At 51.7% G+C, this 21251-nt stretch carries 19 protein-coding genes; 17 read left to right on the top strand and 2 right to left on the bottom strand.

Annotation, left to right across the window (positions count from 1 at the left end; translation table 11 throughout):
* The first annotated feature begins 1 nt into the window (after position 1).
* Together JK198_RS13715 and JK198_RS13710 are read left to right on the top strand one after the other, a co-directional pair.
* Positions 2 to 538 (top strand): GNAT family N-acetyltransferase, encoded by a 537-nt coding sequence (locus JK198_RS13715; protein WP_212710759.1) that lies wholly within the window; start codon positions 2 to 4, stop codon positions 536 to 538.
* A gap of 194 nt (positions 539 to 732) precedes the next feature.
* Positions 733 to 1386: a hemolysin III family protein gene (locus tag JK198_RS13710; protein ID WP_212710760.1), complete on the top strand. Its 654-nt coding sequence runs from the start codon at positions 733 to 735 to the stop codon at positions 1384 to 1386.
* Positions 1387 to 1420: 34 nt separating this feature from the next.
* On the opposite strand, the gene ygfZ is transcribed toward JK198_RS13710, so the two are convergent.
* The gene (gene ygfZ, locus JK198_RS13705; RefSeq protein ID WP_212710761.1) at positions 1421 to 2401 is read right to left on the bottom strand and encodes a tRNA-modifying protein YgfZ; all 981 of its coding nucleotides are present in this window, start codon (positions 2399 to 2401) and stop codon (positions 1421 to 1423) included.
* Between the two features lie 308 nt (positions 2402 to 2709).
* On the opposite strand from ygfZ, the gene sdhE reads away from it, so the two are divergent.
* Together sdhE and JK198_RS13695 are read left to right on the top strand one after the other, a co-directional pair.
* Positions 2710 to 2994, top strand: coding sequence for an FAD assembly factor SdhE (sdhE, locus tag JK198_RS13700; protein ID WP_212710762.1), 285 nt, complete (start codon positions 2710 to 2712; stop codon positions 2992 to 2994).
* Entirely contained in the window at positions 2966 to 3388 is a 423-nt protein-coding gene (locus JK198_RS13695) for a protein YgfX (protein ID WP_212710763.1), read from the top strand. Before sdhE ends, JK198_RS13695 begins: the two co-directional genes overlap by 29 nt.
* 8 nt (positions 3389 to 3396) lie before the next feature.
* On the opposite strand, the gene fldB is transcribed toward JK198_RS13695, so the two are convergent.
* The gene (gene fldB / locus JK198_RS13690; RefSeq protein ID WP_212709134.1) at positions 3397 to 3915 is read right to left on the bottom strand and encodes a flavodoxin FldB; all 519 of its coding nucleotides are present in this window, start codon (positions 3913 to 3915) and stop codon (positions 3397 to 3399) included.
* Between the two features lie 188 nt (positions 3916 to 4103).
* On the opposite strand from fldB, the gene xerD reads away from it, so the two are divergent.
* The 13 genes from xerD (at position 4104) to JK198_RS13625 (ending at position 21248) form a co-directional block, all read left to right on the top strand.
* Positions 4104 to 5018: a site-specific tyrosine recombinase XerD gene (gene xerD, locus JK198_RS13685; protein WP_212710764.1), complete on the top strand. Its 915-nt coding sequence runs from the start codon at positions 4104 to 4106 to the stop codon at positions 5016 to 5018.
* A gap of 28 nt (positions 5019 to 5046) precedes the next feature.
* Positions 5047 to 5751 (top strand): bifunctional protein-disulfide isomerase/oxidoreductase DsbC, encoded by a 705-nt coding sequence (gene dsbC / locus JK198_RS13680; protein ID WP_212709132.1) that lies wholly within the window; start codon positions 5047 to 5049, stop codon positions 5749 to 5751.
* A 3-nt stretch (positions 5752 to 5754) separates the two neighbouring features.
* Entirely contained in the window at positions 5755 to 7488 is a 1734-nt protein-coding gene (gene recJ / locus JK198_RS13675) for a single-stranded-DNA-specific exonuclease RecJ (protein WP_212710765.1), read from the top strand.
* 159 nt (positions 7489 to 7647) lie between these two features.
* Entirely contained in the window at positions 7648 to 8643 is a 996-nt protein-coding gene (locus JK198_RS13670; RefSeq protein WP_212710766.1) for a glycosyltransferase family 1 protein, read from the top strand.
* Positions 8644 to 8809: 166 nt separating this feature from the next.
* A protein-coding gene (gene prfB / locus JK198_RS13665) for a peptide chain release factor 2 (protein WP_212709130.1) occupies positions 8810 to 9908 on the top strand; the annotation gives its coding sequence in 2 pieces (ribosomal slippage) (positions 8810 to 8884 and positions 8886 to 9908; 1098 coding nt in all).
* A 9-nt stretch (positions 9909 to 9917) separates the two neighbouring features.
* Positions 9918 to 11438 carry a lysine--tRNA ligase gene (gene lysS, locus JK198_RS13660; RefSeq protein WP_212710767.1) on the top strand — a complete coding sequence of 507 codons (1521 nt, stop codon included), beginning with the start codon at positions 9918 to 9920 and terminating at the stop codon, positions 11436 to 11438.
* Positions 11439 to 12323: 885 nt separating this feature from the next.
* A complete protein-coding gene (locus tag JK198_RS13655) occupies positions 12324 to 13745 on the top strand; it encodes a capsule assembly Wzi family protein (RefSeq protein ID WP_249213336.1) in 1422 nt (473 codons plus the stop codon).
* Between the two features lie 114 nt (positions 13746 to 13859).
* Positions 13860 to 14993 (top strand): polysaccharide export protein, encoded by a 1134-nt coding sequence (locus JK198_RS13650; RefSeq protein WP_212710769.1) that lies wholly within the window; start codon positions 13860 to 13862, stop codon positions 14991 to 14993.
* Between the two features lie 4 nt (positions 14994 to 14997).
* On the top strand, positions 14998 to 15432 hold the full coding sequence (locus tag JK198_RS13645; RefSeq protein WP_212710770.1) for a protein tyrosine phosphatase: 435 nt from the start codon (positions 14998 to 15000) through the stop codon (positions 15430 to 15432).
* Between the two features lie 15 nt (positions 15433 to 15447).
* Entirely contained in the window at positions 15448 to 17619 is a 2172-nt protein-coding gene (locus JK198_RS13640) for a polysaccharide biosynthesis tyrosine autokinase (RefSeq protein ID WP_212710771.1), read from the top strand.
* Between the two features lie 104 nt (positions 17620 to 17723).
* Positions 17724 to 19154 carry an undecaprenyl-phosphate galactose phosphotransferase WbaP gene (gene wbaP, locus JK198_RS13635; protein WP_212710772.1) on the top strand — a complete coding sequence of 477 codons (1431 nt, stop codon included), beginning with the start codon at positions 17724 to 17726 and terminating at the stop codon, positions 19152 to 19154.
* 34 nt (positions 19155 to 19188) lie between these two features.
* The gene (locus tag JK198_RS13630) at positions 19189 to 20367 is read left to right on the top strand and encodes a glycosyltransferase (protein ID WP_212710773.1); all 1179 of its coding nucleotides are present in this window, start codon (positions 19189 to 19191) and stop codon (positions 20365 to 20367) included.
* The gene (locus JK198_RS13625) at positions 20364 to 21248 is read left to right on the top strand and encodes a glycosyl transferase (protein WP_212710774.1); all 885 of its coding nucleotides are present in this window, start codon (positions 20364 to 20366) and stop codon (positions 21246 to 21248) included. Before JK198_RS13630 ends, JK198_RS13625 begins: the two co-directional genes overlap by 4 nt.
* Positions 21249 to 21251 lie beyond the last annotated feature (3 nt).

Below are 21251 nucleotides of genomic sequence, written 5' to 3'. Positions count from 1 at the left end.
TATGCACTTATTAACTACTCCTCGGCTGACCGGCCGCCGGTTAACCGGCCGGGACTGGCCTTTTTTTCTGCAACTGCATCAGCACCCACAGGTGATGGCGTTTATTGCCGATCCTCTCACCGAACAGCAGATTCTGACTAGGTTCCGGCAGCGCCTGAAACCATGGAACACCGACAGCAGACACTGGCTGTGCCTGCTGCTGACCGAACGCACCAGCGCTCAGCCCGTCGGTCTGACGGGATTTTGTCTCAGGGAGCCGGGCATCGCCGAAGCGGGCTTTATGTTCAGCCCTGAGGCTCAGGGAAAAGGTTATGCCAGTGAATCACTGAATGCCCTGACGGCTGAGTATTTTAATCGCGGTTACGGTCACCGGATATGCACCCGCGTCAGCGCAGAAAATCATGCCTGCATAAGTCTGATGCAGCGCTGTGGTTTTCAGCAGGAAGGCCGGTTAAGACAATGTTTTTTTCTGCACCGGCAGTGGCAGGATGATCTGCTGTTTTCGCGGCTGGCCAGTGATCCGGTCAGTGGCAGATAAAGGCACTGACAACGGCCTGCTGCGCCGGAGGCCCGGCGGCTAAACCGGCACAGAATCACCGGGTTACCTGAAAATAAATCAGTTACAGGCATTCACAAATTAATTTCAGCTTACACCTGTACACTGAAATTGATTATGGTTAGGCTGGAGGAGGTTTATCAGTAATCCGCTATCAGAAGATCAGGAAGTACACGATGACAAAACACCGTTTTTTCCCCAAAGGATATTCCGTTGGCGAAGAAATCGCTAACAGCCTTAGCCACGGACTGGGTTGCCTGTTCGGGGTCGCCGGGCTGCTATTATTGCTGAGCCGGGCCATAACATCCCATGCGGATGCCATCACCATCACCAGTTACAGCCTGTACGGTGGCAGTATGATCCTGCTGTTTCTGGCATCGACCCTCTACCATGCCATTCCGTCGCCAAAGGCCAAACCCTGGCTGAAAAAATTTGACCACTGTGCCATTTATCTGCTGATCGCCGGCACCTATACGCCGTTTCTGCTGGTCGGCCTGAAATCACCGCTGGCATACGGCCTGATGGTAGTTATCTGGCTACTGGCGCTGGCAGGGATTATCTTTAAATTATTTTTTGCCCACCGTTTTAAAATATTATCGCTGATCACCTACCTGCTAATGGGCTGGCTATCGCTGGTGGTGGTCTATCAGCTGGCGACACGTCTGTCGGCGGCCAGTGTCTGGTTACTGGCGGCTGGCGGTATCGTGTATTCTCTGGGGGTGATTTTTTACGTTTCGCGGCGAATTCCTTACAACCATGCCATCTGGCACGGGTTTGTACTCGGTGGTGCCATTTGCCACTTCTGTGCTATTTACCTCTACGTTCGTTAAAATCCCCGGCAGCAGTGCGGCTGCCGGGCGGTATTTAATCTTCGTCGGTCAGCGAATAAGGCAACGGCCGGGGGGTCAGTTCCGCCCCTTCATCGCCTGCGGGGCGTAATATCGCCCCGTCATCCAGATCATTATTCAGTACTGCCTGTACCGACAACTGGCCATCATTCCGTTTTACTGCCGCCAGGACGGTTCCGGTACGGCGCCATTTATCCCCCAGTTGTAATTCCAGCGCAGCCCCGGGCAGAGGTACCGATTCGCCGTTACCCAGCAGCCAGTAAAGGGCCCGTTTATTAGCACCACGGTATTTTGCCCGCGCCACCATTTCCTGACCGGTGTAACAGCCTTTCTTAAAACTGATCGCCTGCAGGGCCTGTAAATTGGTGGCCTGAGGGATAAATTCACCGCTGACCGCACTGTCGATCAGCGGTTGTCCGGCTTCGATATCCAGTGCCAGCCACTGCTGGCTGTCGGCGGTCTGCGCCTGGCTCAGGGCCTGGCGCAGGGCTGTGGTCTGCGGTTCGCCGGCAATCACCAGAAAACGTTCCGCAGGCTGGCCTTGCCACAGCAGCAGGGTATCGCCTGCCACCCGGCGCGGATTATCCGCGTCCGGCAACTCAGGGAAACAGGCGGCCAGCGCTTGACGTGCGCCGTTACCGGCCACCCCGGTCAGCTGGCGACTGTCATCGGCAGCCAGGCTGACTTTGGAAAAAACCGCATATTTTTTCAGTTCGGTCAGCTGATGCTCGCGAACCTCGCGGCGCAGCAGATAGGCATAGCCCTGTAAATCATGGAACAGGCGCAGGCTGCTCCACATTTTGCCTTTGGCATCACAGTGGGCGGCCAGCCGGTGGTCATTCTCTGCCAGCGCGGCCACATCCAGGGTGAGCTGCCCCTGTAAGTAACTGGTGCTGTCCGGTCCCTGAGCGGTGACCAGCGCCCAGTCATCCAGAGCGATAACGGTCAGAGGCAGGGCATGTGCCGCTGCCGGAGAAGAAGAAGTATGTGCGGGCATAAGGCATCCTGTGGCTGAAAGTGCCGTACCGGCCCGGCAAACCGCCTTGCCGGGTACGACAGAAAAACACTTCCGGCATTATTCACCAAAGCTGCGCTGCTGAAAAGAGCCGGACCGGGCAGGCAGTGCCTTTCCCCGACTTCTGTTCCGCGGCGGGCTGCGGGGAGCGGGGAACGGGTTTACATCCCGGGCCTGTGGATATTACGCCCGGCCGCGCATTTTTTTATCTGTCCGCATCGGCCTGGTCGCCAGCCTGTCATTATCCGGGGTAAACTGGCGGTCTTCCCCTCAACAGTACAGGATGAGCTATGTCGGATCACACCACCCCGGGCATTGATGATAAATCGCGCATTCAGTGGGCATGCAGACGCGGTATGCTGGAACTGGATATGGCGATTATGCCGTTTTTCAAATATGAATATGACAGCCTGAGTGACCAGGATAAACAGTGTTTTATTCATCTGCTGGGTGCCGATGATCCGGACTTATTTAACTGGATGATGCAGCACGGTGAACCCGCCGATCCGCAGCTGAAGCGGATGGTTAATCTGATCCGTGAACGTAATGCACTACGCGGCCCGGTGGCACGCTGAGCTGACAGCCTCACGGCTGGCCCTGCGGATACAGACAGTATTGCAGGGGCTGGTCTTACTGGCGCTGCTCTGTTCCCCGTGGCCGCTGCCGTGGCTGCCGGTTAAATTACTGGCAGGCTGGCTGGTGTGGCGGGAAGGAAAACAGGCAAGACGGCGGCTGGCAGAACGCCACGGCCGGTTAGAGGTCGATGAGCAGGGTATCTGGTACTGGCAACAGCAGCAATGGCGGACGCGAGGGAACCCCGGCTGGCTGCCTTGTGGCGTATTATTATGTCTGGAGAACAGCCGCCGGCAGCGGCTGAGATTCTGGCTGATGCAGGATGCGATGCCTGCCGGTGATTGGCGGGGGTTACGGATGCACTGGTTTTATTGCCGCCGCTTCCCCGTCGCATAACAGGCTGTTCAGAATAACGCCGCCATCTGGCTGAGGATTTGCTCACACCAGCGCTCAATTCGCTGGTCGGTCAGTTCAAACTGGTTAACATCATCCAGCGCCAGTCCGGCAAAATGCCTGCCGTCCGGCAGAACCGCTTTCTGGCTGATAAACCCGAAGCCGTCCGTCGGCCAGTACCCGATAAAGCGCACCCCCATCGGTTGCAGTAAATCGTGCAGCATACCCAGAGCATCAAGGAACCATTCGCTGTAACCAATCTGGTCCCCCATCCCGTACAAAGCGACAATTTTACCGCGCAGCTGTAAATCCGGCAGCAGGGGCCACACCGCTTCCCAGTCTTCCTGTAATTCACCGAAATCCCAGGTCGGAATGCCCATAATCAGCACGTCATATTGCAGGGTAGCTTCTATCGGCCCGTCTTTGACATTATGTAATGTCACCAAATCCGCACCGATAAAATCACGGATTTTTTCCGCAACAATCTCCGTATAGCAGGTACTGGAACCGTAGAATAATCCGATTTTCATGCTGTCAGTGGCTCTGTTGATCGAAAATTTTGCCGTATGGTAGCAGAAAGCAGGCAGCGGGGGTATTACGCCACGGCGCAGGGTCACCGGGAGATTCCCTTAGAAATCACCCGCCGATTTCGGCATAATAGCCCGTCGGGTAACCCCCGGCAGATCAGGTTTACCACAGGCGAAAAAACGGAGGCAAGGTGCAGGATAAACAGCCGGCTGATGAAAATACCAGCATTGTTGAACTGTTTCTCGACACTGTCTGGATAGAGCGTAACCTCGCACAGAATACCCTGTCGTCATACCGTCAGGACCTGCAACAGCTTACGGACTGGCTGGCGGCACATCAGTTATCTCTGCGGCAGGTGACTGCCGAACAGTTACAGGGTTTTCTTGCCGAACGCCTTGCCGGTGGTTATAAAGCAAGCAGTTCGGCAAGGCAGCTCAGTGCCATGCGGCGGTTATTCCAGTACCTGTACCGAGAAAAGCAACGCAGTGATGACCCTGCGGCGTTATTATCGTCGCCGAAACTGCCGCAGCGGCTGCCGAAAGATCTCAGTGAATCGCAGATTGAACGTCTGCTGCAGGCACCCTGTACTGACATCCCCCTCGAACTGCGTGATAAAGCGATGCTGGAATTACTCTACGCCACCGGGCTGCGGGTCTCGGAGCTGGTGGGCTTATCCCTTAGCGATATCAGCCTGCGGCAGGGGGTGGTGCGGGTACTGGGCAAAGGGGACAAAGAGCGGCTGGTGCCGCTCGGTGAAGAAGCGGTTTACTGGCTGGAGCAGTACCTGGAATATGGCCGCCCGTGGCTGACCAATGGCCAGTCGCTGGACGTGATGTTCCCGAGTAACCGTGCCAGACAAATGACCCGTCAGACCTTCTGGCACCGGATAAAACACTATGCGCTGCTGGCCGGGATCGACAGTGAAAAGTTATCCCCCCATGTATTGCGGCATGCGTTTGCCACTCATTTACTGAATCACGGCGCAGATTTACGGGTTGTACAGATGCTGCTTGGGCACAGTGACCTGTCGACAACCCAGATTTATACCCATGTAGCCAACGAGCGGCTGCGACAGTTACATCAACAGCATCATCCCCGGGCCTGACCCGGCGGGTGAAAAGGACAGTATTTCCATGAAAAAAACACTTTTAGCAGTAACTCTGCTGTGGTCGGCACTTTCCGGTCTGGCACAGGCCGATGACTCAGCGATTCAGAACACCCTGCAACGGCTGGGCGTTAAAGTGACCGATATACAGCCGTCAACCCTGCCGGGCATGAAAACTGTCCTCACCGACAGCGGCGTATTTTATATCAGTGACGACGGTAAACAGATGATTCAGGGGCCGCTGTACGATATCAGCGGTCAGCACCCGGTGAATGTGACTTTCCGTCAGCTGGGCCAGAAAATGGAACAGATGGTCCCGCAGATGATTATCTATAAAGCGGCGAAGCAGCAGCACGTGGTGACGGTATTTACCGATATTACCTGCGGCTATTGCCATAAACTGCACCAGCAAATGGCCGATTACAATGCCCTGGGGATCACCGTACGTTACCTGGCCTTCCCGCGTGAAGGAATGGGCGGTGAGGTCGCCAAAGCCATGACTTCCGTATGGTGTGCCGCCGACCGCAACAAAGCCTTTGATGCGGCGATGAACGGCAGCGCCCCGGCACCGGCCAGCTGTAATATTGACCTCAGCCGCCAGTATCAGCTCGGCCTGATGTACGGTATCCAGGGGACACCGGCGATACTGACCGAAAACGGCACCCTGATCCCCGGCTATCAGGGACCTCAGGAACTGAAACAGTATCTCGACAGCCAGTCAGCAGGGAAGTAACTTTTGGCCGGAAAACATGTTGCTCAACTGCGTCGTCGCCAGCCGGCCGATGAAACGCAACTGCCGGCCGAAATGCCGGCACTATTACGCCGTTTATATGCCCTGCGCGGGGTAAACTCGGCCAGCGAACTGGATCGCAGTGCCGCGGGGTTACTGCCCTGGCAGGGCCTGACGGGGATAGAAACGGCAGCCGCGTTACTGCACCAGGCCATATCAGACCGGCAGCGGATTATTGTGGTCGGTGACTTTGATGCAGACGGGGCCACCAGCACCGCCCTGTCGCTGCTGGCGTTACGCAGCCTCGGGGCAGAAAACCTTGATTTTCTGATCCCTAACCGCTTTGAAGACGGTTATGGCCTGAGTCCGGAAGTGGTGGAACAGGCACGGGCCCGCGGCGCGGAATTGATCCTGACGGTGGATAACGGAATTTCCTCCCATGCGGGGGTGGTACTGGCCAGCCAGTACGGTATTCCGGTGGTGATTACCGATCATCACCTGCCGGGGGAAACCCTGCCGCCGGCGGCGGCTATCGTTAACCCTAACCTCAGAGACTGTGCTTTTTTGTCCCGTTCGCTGGCCGGGGTCGGGGTGGCGTTTTACCTGATGCTGGCCCTGCGGGCGCGGCTGCGTCAGCACGGCGGGTTCGGTGACCGGCCGGTGCCAAACCTCGCAGAGCTGCTCGACCTGGTGGCCCTCGGTACCGTGGCGGATGTGGTTCCCCTCGACGCCAATAACCGTATCCTTGTCTGGCAGGGGCTGCAACGGATCCGCGCCGGGAAATGCCGTCCGGGGATCCGTGCGTTACTGGAAGTGGCAAACCGGCAACCGGCCAGGCTGGTCGCCAGTGATCTTGGTTTTGCCCTCGGGCCGCGTTTAAATGCGGCCGGGCGGCTCGACGATATGTCTGTCGGGGTCTCCCTGCTGCTGTGCGACGACACCCAACAGGCGCGGATGCTGGCCAGTGAATTAGATGCCCTGAACCAGACCCGTAAACAGATAGAACAGGGGATGCAGGCCGAAGCATTAAGCCTGTGTGATTCGCTGGAACAGGCTGATGAGCAACTGCCCGGCGGGCTGGCATTTTATCATCCTGGCTGGCATCAGGGCGTGGTCGGCATTGTCGCCTCGCGTCTGAAAGAGCGTTTCCACCGGCCGGTATTTGCTTTTGCCCCGGCCGGCGACGGAACCCTGAAAGGTTCCGGCCGTTCGGTCAGCGGGCTGCATCTGCGTGATGTACTGGAACGGCTGGACACGCTGCACCCGGGGATGATGCTGAAATTTGGCGGCCATGCCATGGCGGCGGGCCTGTCACTGAATGAAGACCAGTTTGAACACTTCCGCCAGGCATTTGCAGAGCTGGCCGGTGAATGGCTGGATGAGCAGCAGTTGCAGGGCGTGGTCTGGTCTGACGGTGAATTATCCGGCCATCAACTCAGCCTGCAGACGGCGGAAATACTGCGTGAAGCGGGGCCCTGGGGGCAGGCTTTCCCGGAACCGTTGTTTGACGGTCAATTCCGCATCCTCCGGCAACGGCTGGTGGGCGAACGCCACCTGAAACTGATGCTCGAACCGGTGGGCGGCGGTCCGTTACTGGATGGTATCGCCTTTAATATTGATACCGCCCTGTGGCCGGACAACAGCGTACAACAGGCCGAAATTGCCTATAAGCTGGATATTAACGAATTCCGCGGTCAGCGTAATCTGCAGCTGCTTATCGAGCACCTATGGGCATTATGAGGCATAGACTATTAGCTTTCAGAAAGTAACTTGATGAAAATCCGGAACTTCTTTAGTAACCTGTAAAGAAGCTTTGATATTCGGCATTATTTTGCTGATTATCCGGCTGATTAAACTTCACCTATTAACGTTCATCTGCTGACATCATTGGATAATCTTATGCCAAATAATAAAATTTATATTGATCCTCGCTGGGAAGGTATGGGAGGTATCGGTACATTTTATCAACAGATTAACCGGTTGAATGAATATCCTGAATTGGCTCCGGAAGGGCATCCGGCTTCACCACTGGATACCTTCAGATCAGCTAAAGCGCTTAAAGATATAAAAGATGCCGTCATGTTTTTCCCTGGCTATATTCCTCCTCTGGTAACAAAAGTACCGTTTGTGATTACTATTCATGATCTTAATCATCTTGATCGCCCGGAGAATAGCAGCAAATCTAAACATATTTTTTATAATACAGTAATTAAAAGAGGTTGCCGCCAGGCCGCCTATGTCTTTACTGTCTCAGAGTTTTCACGGCAAAGAATCATTGACTGGGCTGGAATTCCTGCCGGTAAAGTGATCAATGTAGGCAATGGTGTCTCTGAATATTTCAGCCCTGAAGGGGCCCGTATGAATTATGACTTTGAATATCTGTTGTGTGTCAGCAATCGTAAAGGTCATAAAAATGAAACGGGAACCCTTAAGGCTTTCAAAGAAGCAGACATAGATGAAAGCATAAAACTGGTCTTTACCGGCAAAGCAGATACTTTTATTACCGAAAAAATTGCAGAGTTGGGCCTGCAGAACAGGGTGGTCTTTACGGGGTATTTAGCAGAAGAAGATCTGCCCTTGTTATACAGAACGGCTAAAGGATTGATTTTTGTTTCATTTTACGAAGGTTTTGGTTTGCCAGTGATTGAAGCTATGGCCAGTGCTGTTCCTGTAATTACGGCAGATAACACGTCTCTGGCTGAAGTATCTGGCGGAGCCGCATTACTGACAAATGCAGAAGATACCCAGCAAATAGCTGAGGCTATTACACGGATTTTTACTGAGCCGGAATTGGTTGCAGAACTTAAAGCTAAAGGTTTGGTGAATGCAACTCGTTATAGCTGGAAAAAAACAGCCGCGATGGTTGACGAGCACCTGAAAAAAATCTCAGTCTGATATTATTCACCAATTGTAGTTATTCGTGCCCATGGCCAGCTTAATTGTCTGCTACGGGCATCAAGTAAGGGAATTTTTGACCTCAATACTCCCTATAAAACCTCTCTTAGGGTAGAATCAGTCCTTTCTGTGCATATATTTACTCTAACTAAAGACATCTAAAGCCATGTTTGAGATTAATCCGGTAAGAAACCGTATCCAGGACCTCTCTGAGCGCAGTAATGTGCTTCGGGGGTATCTTTGACTACGATGCTAAAAATGAGCGTCTCGAAGAAGTTAATGCTGAACTAGAGCAGTCCGATGTCTGGAACGAACCTGAACGCGCTCAGGCGCTGGGTAAAGAGCGTTCCTCACTGGAAGCCATAGTCAACACCCTGAACCAGCTGGCACAGGGGCTGGAAGATGTCAGCGGCCTGCTGGACCTGGCAGTGGAAGCGGACGACGAAGAGACCTTCAACGAAGCAGTTGCTGAACTGGACGATCTGGACAAAAAGCTGGCCGAACTGGAATTCCGCCGTATGTTCTCCGGTGAGCACGACAGCGCTGACTGTTATATCGATCTGCAGGCCGGTTCCGGCGGCACCGAAGCCCAGGACTGGGCCAGTATGCTGCTGCGGATGTACCTGCGCTGGGCCGAAGATAAAGGCTTTAAAACTGAAGTGATCGAAGAGTCGGATGGCGATGTGGCTGGTATCAAATCAGCCACTATCCGTATCTCCGGCGAATATGCGTTCGGCTGGCTGCGTACCGAAACCGGGGTGCACCGTCTGGTACGTAAAAGCCCGTTTGACTCCGGCGGTCGCCGTCATACCTCTTTCAGCTCGGCGTTTGTCTATCCGGAAGTGTCTGACGATATTGATATCGACATTAACCCGGCCGACCTGCGGATTGACGTTTACCGCGCCTCCGGGGCCGGTGGTCAGCACGTTAACCGTACCGAGTCTGCGGTGCGTATTACCCATATTCCGACCAATACTGTCACTCAGTGTCAGAATGACCGCTCCCAGCATAAAAACAAAGACCAGGCAATGAAGCAGATGAAGGCCAAGTTATACGAGCTGGAAATGCAGAAAAAGAATGCCGAAAAACAGGCGCTGGAAGATAACAAATCCGATATCGGTTGGGGCAGCCAGATCCGTTCTTATGTACTGGATGATTCGCGGATTAAAGATCTGCGTACCGGCGTGGAAACACGCAATACCCAGGCAGTACTGGATGGCGACCTGGACCGGTTTATTGAAGCAAGTTTAAAAGCAGGTTTATAAGGAAACCCCATGTCTGAACAACAACCACAGCAAACGGATGCCAGTCAGGATCTCAATAACGAACTGAAAAGTCGTCGTGAGAAACTGGCAGCCCTGCGCCAGAACGGCGTGGCATTTCCGAATGATTTCCGTCGTGATTCACTGTCTGACCAGCTGCACCAGCAGTTTGATGATAAGGACAGCGAACAGCTGGAAAGCACCGGAATCGAAGTCAGCGTGGCCGGCAGAATGATGACCCGCCGTATCATGGGGAAAGCTTCCTTTGTCACCCTGCAGGATACCGGCGGACGTATCCAGTTATATGTATCGCGTGATGACCTGGCGGAAGGTTACTACAACGAGCAGTTTAAAAAGTGGGACCTCGGGGATATCCTCGGGGCGCGCGGTAAACTGTTTAAAACCAAAACCGGCGAACTGTCGATCCACTGTACAGAACTGCGTCTGCTGACCAAAGCATTACGCCCGTTGCCGGACAAATTCCACGGCCTGGCGGACCAGGAAACCCGTTACCGTCAGCGCTATCTGGATCTGATTGCTAACCAGCAGTCGCGGGACACCTTCCGGGTACGTTCAAAAATCATGGCCGCGATCCGCCAGTTTATGGTGGAGCGTCAGTTTATGGAAGTGGAAACCCCGATGATGCAGGTGATCCCCGGTGGCGCATCTGCGCGTCCGTTTATTACCCATCATAATGCGCTGGACATTGATATGTACCTGCGTATTGCCCCGGAACTGTACCTGAAACGGCTGGTGGTGGGCGGTTTTGATCGGGTTTTCGAAATTAACCGTAACTTCCGTAACGAAGGTATTTCGCCGCGCCATAACCCTGAGTTCACCATGATGGAACTCTATATGGCCTATGCGGACTACAACGATTTGATCGAACTGACCGAAAGCCTGTTCCGTACCCTGGCAGAGAAAGTACTCGGCCATACCAAAGTCACCTACGGTGATCAGGTGTTTGATTTTGGTCAGCCGTTTGCCCGCATGACCATGCGTGAAGCGATTAAAAAGTACCGTCCGGAGACCGAACTCAGCGATCTGGATGACTTTGATAAAGCGGTGGCAATTGCCGGTTCACTGGGGATTAAGGTTGAGAAAAGCTGGGGGCTGGGCCGTGTGGTGACGGAAATTTTCGAAGAAACCGCCGAAAGCCAGTTGATTCAGCCAGCTTTTATTACCGAGTATCCGGCCGAGGTTTCGCCGCTGGCACGCCGTAATGACCAGAACCCGGAAATCACTGACCGTTTTGAGTTCTTTATCGGCGGACGGGAAATCGGTAACGGCTTCTCAGAGCTGAATGACGCGGAAGACCAGGCGGAACGTTTCCGGCAACAGGTTAATGCCAAAGACGCCGGTGATGACGAAGCCATGTTCTATGATGAAGACTATGTGACCGCCCTGGAACATGGTCTGCCGCCAACCGCCGGACTGGGTATCGGTATTGACCGGATGGTAATGCTGTTTACCGACAGCCACACCATCCGTGATGTGATCCTGTTCCCGGCCCTGCGCCCGGAAAGCAAATAATTCCGCGTCAGCGGACAGTCATCTTGTCAGCTTTTAACGCCCGGCCAGTGCCGGGCGTTTTTACAGCGGCACCAGACTGCTCCCTTCACCGTCACTGGCAGGACTGCACTTTGCCGCCCGGCCCCGGTTCACTCTCTGCCGTGCCTCATTACTGACAACTCCGCCTCACAACTGATTATTTCAGCAGCGTTAATCTATCCTTTACCTGAAGACTTCTTATTTTTCCGGTGCGGAAACGGCCGCGTTTAGGCTGCCCGAAACCACAGGCAGGCTTAATTGTCAGCAACAGTAAAAAACCCGGAATTTATCTATATATTTAGCCTGATTATTTCTTAATAATTGGCAAATATTGCTGGAATGATTTAGCAATTGTTGAGAAATTATCCGCGATTGCGCCCGGAACTGGTTCCGCAATGCGCCATATAACCCCATTTGCGCAGGGCATCTGCCCGCGGAAGTTGCTGTCCTGCGTACAGTGCACTGGTAGCTGCAAGCCAGGGGCGGTAGCGTGCCTGTAAAATATTTTTGAATGATTTTGTGAATAAAACGCTTTCTGATCAGTAATCTTTGCTATCTTCAGGCTTCCGGAACATATCAGTCTGCCACGGCAGAGCCTGTTACCGGAGCATCACAGTGACGATTATGACCGCGAATAATCACCGGCAGTAGTCCCCGCCGGCGACCTGTCGGATTGTCCGGCATTCTGATACTAAGAACAGACATGACTTCATTATAGCTTATATTTTACCTGCTGCAGGCCCGGAATACCCTTCAGTTTGTGCGGCCCGCGGGACAGGAGAGGAGACAGCACTGATGCACAACGCCTTAAGCAAGGCTGAACAGACGCCGCCAGCCCATCCCCGTCGCGGAGCAAAAAAAAGCCTGATGGCGATGATGGTCGGGCTGGCACTACTGCCGGCCGCCAGCAGCTTTGCCGGTGGCCTGGTATTACCGGACAGTGATTTACGTTCTGACCTCAGCTGGCTGGCAGACCGCGGGGTGATCCGCCTTAGCCTCAGCACCTGGCCCCTGAGTGAAGATGCAATAGAAGCCGCACTGGAGAAAGCCCATCCGGCCTATTCTTCGGAACAACTGGCGATTGAGCGGGTACAGCAACGGTTGCGGACCCTGAAATCGGATGTGCGGATCAACGGATATACCTCGACCGGTGGTTCCGGCCAGCCGAAAGCCTTTGCACAGTCAGTAACTGCCGATAACCGGTTATCGGTAATCTCCAGCAACAGCGGTGACTGGTGGGACATTAATCTGCAGGGCAACCTTGAAGCGGGAGAACAGATCCAGTCGCCTTCCCGCGCCAACCTGAATAACAGCTACGCTGCGGTAAAAATCTGGGGCCAGTGGTTGTCTTTTGGTCAGACTCCCCAGTGGTGGGGGCCGGGTAACGAAGGCAGCCTAATCCGCTCTGATGCCGCCCGGCCACTGACCGGATTTATGTTACAGCGTGACCGCCAGACCGCCCCGGATATCTGGTGGCTGAACTGGGTCGGCCCGTGGCAGTACCAGATCTCTGCCGCCCAGGAAGCCCAGTATACGGCAGTGCCCCATACAAAGATTATCGGTATGCGCCTCAGTGTTTCCCCGTGGCAGTCACTGGAACTGGGAGCCAGCCGGATAATGCAGTGGGGCGGCGAAGGACGTCCTCAGTCGTTAAATAATTTCTGGGACGGTTTTGCCGGTAATGACAATACCACCGCCAATGACCCTAACGAGCCGGGTAACCAGCTGGCCGGGTTTGATGCCCGGCTGAAACTGGAACCGACCCTCGGTATCCCGGTCAGTATCTACGGTCAGCTGATTGGGGAAGACGAAGCCGGTAAACTGCCGTCGTCGAATATGTACCTGCTGGGGATCGAAGGGCATCAGAGCCTGGGGAAAAATGCGGTTAACTGGTATCTGGAAGGCCATGATACCCGTACTGATATGAGCCGCACCAACTACAGTTATACCCACCATATCTATAAAGACGGTTACTACCAGCAGGGTTATCCGCTGGGCGACAGCCTGGGGGGCGATGGCCGGTTACTGGCGGCGAAAACCGAGCTGGTCACCGAAGATAACCAGCGCTGGAGTGTGCGTATGTTCTACGCCAGAGTAAACCCGGAAAATCAGCGTATTAACCGTGCCTTCCCCCATGCGGATACCCTGAAAGGGGTACAGCTGGGCTGGGGAGGCGCAGTCTATAAATCGGTACGGCTGAATCTGAGTAGCTGGTATACCGATGCCAGCCATAGTGATAATAACGATTTAGGTGCCAGCGCGGCACTGGAAATCCCGTTTCAGCTGTAACTAATCACTGACGTTGTATGGCCGTATCAGGCGGCCGGGGCAGGGAGGCCCGCAGTATCCGCCGCGGAAGGGCAACAGTCAGCAGTGTCTACTTTTAACTGATGAAATAAATTGATGAAAACAACCGTACTGAAACTGACAGCCGCGGCAGCCCTGGTGGGGCTGCTGAGCGGTTGTACCATGATCCCCGGCCAGGGGCTGAACAGCCTGCGTAAAAATGTGGTGGAACTGCCGGACAGTGACTATGACTGGGATAAACTGGTAAATGTCTACCCGATGACCCCGGACCTGATCGACCAGCTGCGTCCGGCACCGATACTGGCCCAGCCTAACCCGCAGCTCGACAGCCTGCTGAGCAGCTACCAGTACCATATCGGCCGCGGCGATGTATTAATGATTACCGTTTATGACCACCCGGAACTGACCACCCCGGCCGGCACCTACCGCAGTGCCAGTGATACCGGTAACTGGGTCGGGGCTGACGGCACTATTTTCTACCCTTATATCGGTAAAGTGTATGTGGCCGGTAAAACCCTCGACCAGGTACGGGTGGAAATTGCCCGCCGGCTGGCGACCTATATCGAAAGCCCGCAGGTGGATGTCAGTGTGGCGGCTTTCCGTTCCCAGAAAGCCTATGTCACCGGTGAGGTGACCCGCTCCGGCCAGCAGGCGATTACCAATGTGCCGTTAACCATTATGGATGCGATTAATGCGGCCGGCGGATTATCGGCCGATGCGGACTGGCGGCATGTGGTACTGACCCATAACGGTAAAGACATTGTGCTGTCACTGCAGGCCCTGATGCAGAAAGGGGATCTGTTAGAAAACCGGCTGCTCTATCCGGGCGATATTTTGTTTGTACCGCGGAACGACGACCAGAAAGTCTTTGTGATGGGAGAAGTCGGCAAACAGAGCACCCTGAAAATGGATCGCAGTGGTATGACCCTGGCCGAAGCCCTTGGCAGCTCTGACGGTATTAATCAGCAATATGCCGATGCCTCAGGGATTTTCGTTATCCGCCAGATCCCTAAAGATAAAGGCGGACGTATCGCTAATATCTACCAGCTGAATGCCAAAGATGCTTCCACTATGGTGTTGTCTACCGAATTCCAGTTACAGCCGTACGATATTGTCTATGTGACTACCGCTCCGATTGTCCGCTGGAACCGGGTGATTTCTCAGCTGGTACCGACTATTACCGGCGTACATGATATGACAGAAACCGCACGTTATATCAGGACCTGGTAAAATTATGTTTAATTCAATACTTGTGGTCTGTACCGGTAATATCTGCCGTTCACCGATTGGCGAACGGCTGCTGCGTCAGGCGTTACCGGACAAAACAATTGACTCTGCGGGGGTCGGCGCATTGGTTGATCATGAAGCCGATAGCTCAGCGATTGCTGTCGCCGGACAGCATCAGTTATCGCTGCAGGGCCATAAAGCCCGCCAGTTTACCGGCCGGCTGGGGCGGCAGTATGACCTGATACTGGTAATGGAAAAACACCATATCGAACAGGTGACCAGAATTGCCCCCGAAGCGCGCGGCAAAACCCTGTTAATCGGCCACTGGCTGGAAAATAAACAGATCCCCGATCCGTACCGGCAGAGTATGGAAGCATTTGAATTTGTCTATCAGTTACTTGACCAGGCTTGTCAGCGCTGGGCCGGGAAACTGGGCGGTTAACCTTAGGAAGTCAACATGTCACCGACAGCGAAACATACCCCGGCCAGTCCGGACTCTGATGAAATCGATCTGGGACGCCTGCTTGGCGAACTGATCGACCACCGTAAACTGATTATCAGTATTACTGCGGTTTTTACCGTGCTGGCAATACTCTATGCCCTGTTTGCCACCCCCGTCTATCAGGCGGATGCGCTGGTGCAGGTGGAACAGAAACAGGGCAATGCCCTGCTAAACAACCTTAGCCAGATACTGCCCGACAGCCAGCCGGAATCGGCCCCGGAAATTGCCCTGTTACAGTCACGGATGATCCTCGGTAAAACCGTCGACGACCTTAACCTGCAGGCGCAGGTCAGCGAAAAATACTTTCCGCTATTTGGCCGCGGCTGGGCGCGGTTAACCGGCCATTCGCCGGGCACCCTGACTGTCGGCCGTATTTATGTAGCCCCGGCAGACGGCAAAGTCCCGACCCTGACGGTTACCGCGGGTGACAATGGTAACTATCAGTTATCCGGCGGTCCCTATCATTTACAGGGCCATAGCGGCCAGTTGCTGGAAGCGGATGGTTTATCCCTGTTAATCAGTGATCTGCAGGCCCCGCCGGGCACAAAATTTACCATTGATTATCTGACCCGGCTGGAGGCAATTAATAATCTGCAACAGGTTTTTTCTGCTATTGATCAGGGTAAAGATACGGGAATGTTAAATCTGACCCTGAGCGGCAGTGACCCGGCGCTGATCCGGGAGACCTTACGCAGCATCAGTGATAACTACCTGGCACAGAATATTGCCCGCCAGGCCGCCCAGGACAGTAAAAGCCTTGACTTTCTGGCCCGGCAGTTACCTGAGGTACGGGCGGATCTGGATGCGGCCGAAGATAAACTGAGCGACTACCGCAAGCGCAGTGATTCGGTTGATTTAACCATGCAGGCCCGTTCGACCCTTGACCAGGTGGTGAATGTCGATAATCAGCTGAACCAGCTGACTTTCCGTGAAGCGGAAGTGTCACAGCTGTTTACCAAAGACCACCCGACCTATAAGGCGCTGCTGGAAAAGCGTAAAACCCTGCAGGATGAAAAAGCCCGTTTAAATAAACAGGTTTCGGCGATGCCGGCCACCCAGCAGCAGGTACTGCAGTTAAGCCGAGATGTGGAATCAGGCCAGGCGGTATATATGCAGTTACTTAACCGCCAGCAGGAACTGAATATTGCCAAAAACAGTGCCATCGGTAATGTGCGTATTATTGATGATGCAGTGACCGAACCGAAACCGGTAAAACCGAAAAAAGTCCTGGTGGTTTTAATCGGCATTATTCTGGGTGTTTTTATTTCTGTCGGGCTGGTGTTGTTACAGGTATTTTTGCGCCGCGGGATTGAATCGCCGGAGCAGCTGGAGGAGCTGGGGATTAATGTCTATGCCAGTGTGCCGGTTTCTGAGTGGATGGCCCGCCAGCAGCCGAAACGGTCACTGAAAGGTAAACATAAACGTAAAGAAAATATCCATTTCCTGGCGAAAGATAACCCGGCAGACCTGGCCATCGAAGCGATCCGCAGCCTGCGCACCAGTCTGCACTTTGCCATGATGGAAGCCAGAAATAACGTGCTGATGATTTCCGGGGCCAGCCCCAATGCCGGTAAAACCTTTATTACCACCAACCTGGCGGCGGTAATTGCCCAGAGCGGCCAGAAGGTACTGTTTATCGACGGTGATATGCGTAAAGGCTATGCTCACCAGATATTTAACCAGACCACCGACCATGGCTTATCGGATATTCTGTCCGGTAAATCACAGATACCGCAGGCGGTAAAAAGCGTGGCGAACGGCAGCTTTGACTTTATTGCCCGTGGTGCCATACCGCCCAACCCGGCGGAGCTGTTAATGCACCCGCGTTTTCAGCAGCTGCTGGACTGGGCCGGCGAACACTATGACCTGGTACTGGTGGATACCCCGCCGATTCTGGCGGTCACCGATGCGGCAGTGATTGGCCGTTATGCGGGGACCACCCTGCTGGTGGCCCGTTTTGAACAGAACACCGCCAAAGAAATTGAAGTCAGTATCCGCCGCTTTGAACAGAGCGGGGTAGAGATTAAAGGCTGTATTCTGAACGGGGTGGTGAAAAAAGCCAGCAGCTATTATGGCTACGGTTACAGCCACTACGGCTACTCTTACGACGATAAACAGCAATCATAATTCCGTTATTCTAACACTCAGTGCGGGGCACATAGCGGTGCCCCGGCATTCCCTCCGCAACCTCTTTATTAACACCACCCGCACAGGGAGATGGTGAGGAAACCATGACGCGTTTAACCCGAAATTTGTGGGTCAGCGGGCTGCTGATCCTGTCAGATTTTATCGGCTTTACCCTGGCGATTTATATTGCGATGGGCATTTTACAGCTGACCCTGAGCCATTTTCATGACCGCATTCCTGAGGTGCCGACCGAAGGCTGGATCAGTCTGCACTGGATGCTGGCCTGCTGCTGTATCGGATGGTTTGCTGTCCGGCTGCGCCATTACTTTTACCGTAAAACCTTCTGGTTTGAACTGAAAGAGATCCTGCGCACTCTGCTGATTTTTGCGGTATTTGAAATAGCGATAGTGGCTTTTGCCAAATGGTATTTTTCCCGCTACCTGTGGGTACTGACCTGGCTGCTGGTGCTGCTACTGGTCCCCGCCCTGCGGATGCTGACCAAAAAACTGCTGGATAAAGCCGGCCTGTGGCAGCGTGACGCGATTATTATCGGCAGCGGTAAAAATGCCATTGACGCTTACCTGGCGATTACCAGCGAGAAAAACCTTGGTTTCCGTGTCACCGGGTTTATTAATACCGAACCGGCTCTGGCCGGGCAGCAACAGTTGCAGGGAATTCCGTTATTAGAGTGTAATCCCGGCTGGCTGGGTAATGGCGTAGATCGGCGTCAGCAGTTTATTGTGGCGGTGGAAAGTCAGCAGGCCGAACTGCGGAATAGCTGGCTGCGGGAAATGATGATTAAAGGCTATCGTTATGTATCGGTAATCCCGACATTACGTGGTATGCCCCTCGACAGTACCGATATGTCATTTATTTTCAGCCATGAAGTGATGATTTTCCGTGTCCATCAGAACCTGGCAAAGTGGTCATCACGGGCACTGAAACGCGGTTTTGATATCTGTGCCTCGCTGGCGATTATTATTCTGCTAGCGCCGTTACTGCTGTATATCCGCAGTAAAGTCAGAAAAGACGGGGGGCCGGCAATTTATGGTCATGAACGTATTGGTCAGCATGGCAAGCCGTTTAAATGCCTGAAATTCCGCTCTATGGCGGTTAACTCCGGACAGCTGCTGGAAGAGTTACTGGCCAGTGACCCTGAAGCAAAAGCCGAATGGGATGCCACCTTTAAACTGAAAAACGACCCGCGGATCACCAAAATCGGCGATATTCTGCGCCGCACCAGTATGGATGAGTTACCCCAGCTGTTTAATGTACTGAAAGGGGAAATGAGCCTGGTCGGACCGCGGCCGATTATCCATCAGGAACTGGAGCGTTATCATGAACAGGTCGACTATTATCTGATGAGTAAACCGGGTATGACCGGACTCTGGCAGGTCAGCGGCCGCAGTGATGTGGATTATGAAACCCGTGTCTATTTTGATGCCTGGTATGTAAAAAACTGGTCGATGTGGAATGATATAGCAATATTATTTAAAACTATAGGAGTAGTGCTAAAACGCGATGGTGCTTACTAAAGTTTAAATAACATATTACTAAGGTTTGTCTTTTATGAAAAAGAAAATTTTAATAGCATGCAGAGCGTATTATCCTGATGTGGGAGGGGGCGGGGAACTATCGACCAAAACATTGGCGGAAAATCTCTTAAAAAAAGGATATGACGTTTCTGTTCTGGCTATCTCGGATAAGAGTACAGTAGAAACGATTGAACACGTACCAGTTACAAGAATTAAAAATAAAAATATATATTGGTCCCTGGATAAAAAAAATAAAGGTATAGTAAGAAAAATATTATGGCACGTGATCGATTCGCATAATGTTTTTATAGAAAATAAGCTTAGGGATAAATTAGAGGAAATTTCTCCGGATATACTGATTACCAGTACAATTGAAGATGTATCCTCAGTGATATGGAAGTTAGCTTCACGAAAAAAAATCAGGGTTATGCATGTTTTAAGAAGTTATTCGTTATTATGTAGTAATGCTAACATGTTTAAGTCAGAAAACTGTGAAGGTCAGTGTAAGGAATGTAAGATGTTGACACTTCCAAAGAAAATCAACTCAAAATATGTTGATGATATAATTGGGATTAGTGATTATATTCTGAAGAAACACCTGGATCTTGGCTACTTTAAAAATTCAAAATCAACCGTTATTTACAATATATGCCTTGATGATTCGATAGCAGAAAGAAAAATTATAAGTGATGAAGTAAAAGTGGGGTATTTAGGGAGGATCCATAAAACAAAAGGAATAGAAATAATCTTCTCTGCAATGTCTCAGTTGTCAGATAATGTGAAGAGACGATGTTCTGTGTACGTAGCAGGAAGCGGTGACCCTTATTACATGGAGGAATTAAGAAAAGTAGCAAAAGAAAATAATGTCACTACGGTCTTTACCGGTAATGTGAATGCTACGGAATTTTTAGATAAAATTGATTTGCTTGTTGTTCCCTCTATCTGGAATGAACCCTTTGGCAGGGTTGTTGTAGAAGGAATGGGAAGAGGGGTTGCTGTTTTAGGTAAGAGAAGTGGCGGAATACCTGAGTTATTAGAGAAGAATCCCAAGTTTATATTTGATACGGCAGAGGATTTATCCGCTAAAATTAGTGATTTTGTTAATGAAACCATTTCATTTGATTTCGATTTGAGTGACTTTTCAACAAATAAAATAATTAATGATTGGGAGTGCTTGATAAATAATAATCCATTGCCAGAGGTTAATGAATGAATGGGTTTGATACGGCAATATTAGTCGTGCTCTACGGAAAGAAAATTAATGACTCTGTTACTTTAACAACGCTTTCGAAGTGTAATCTTAAAGGTATTGTTTTAACGATAGTAAACAATGGTCCTGATTTGATATGTGATAATTCAGTTATAGTCAAAGAACTGGAAGGTAACGTAAAAGAATTAATCATAAATGAGTACTTGAATAACAAGCCATTGAGTTTTCTATACAATGACTTCATTCGTGATAATGTTAATGCTGAAAGGCTTATCATACTTGATGATGATACTGTAATTGAAGAATCCTTCTTAAGTAAACTGAGCGATAAAAAGTTAAATGATTATGATGTGGTGTTACCAATCATTCATTCAGAAGCAGATGGAAAAATTTACTATCCGGTAGAAAATGATATTGTTATAGAAAAAGAAAAAGATATGGATCCAAAAGGAACGCTAAGTATTGGTTCCGGTTTGATGTTAAATAAAAAGGTAATTAACAAATTAATTAGTAGATTTAACACTGTATTTGATGAGAGCTATGCACTTTACGGTGTTGATATGAGTATATTCAGACGTATTCATAAGATTAGCAAAACTTACCCTTCTGCTATAAAAATAAGATGTGAAGGTGTACTTATGCATTCACTCTCAAGAGTTGGTTCAAAACCTGGTAAATTTAGAACAACAGAACGTCTGATTGATGCAGCAATTACCGGAAGACGATACTTTTGCATTAGAAATGAAATATTTATGCTTAAAGTATTTGCTAAAAGCATACCTGTGATAGGTGTTGTAAATAGTGTTACATTGCTATGTAAATATTTCGCATTAGGTTGTCATGACAGATCAAGGTTATGGAAAAAATCAACATATACAAAATGATGA

Source organism: Tatumella sp. JGM91, assembly GCF_018257575.1.
Classification (GTDB): domain Bacteria; phylum Pseudomonadota; class Gammaproteobacteria; order Enterobacterales; family Enterobacteriaceae; genus Tatumella; species Tatumella punctata.
The sequence above is the reverse complement of the archived record's forward strand: the minus strand, read 5'-3'. Positions and strand labels throughout refer to the sequence as shown.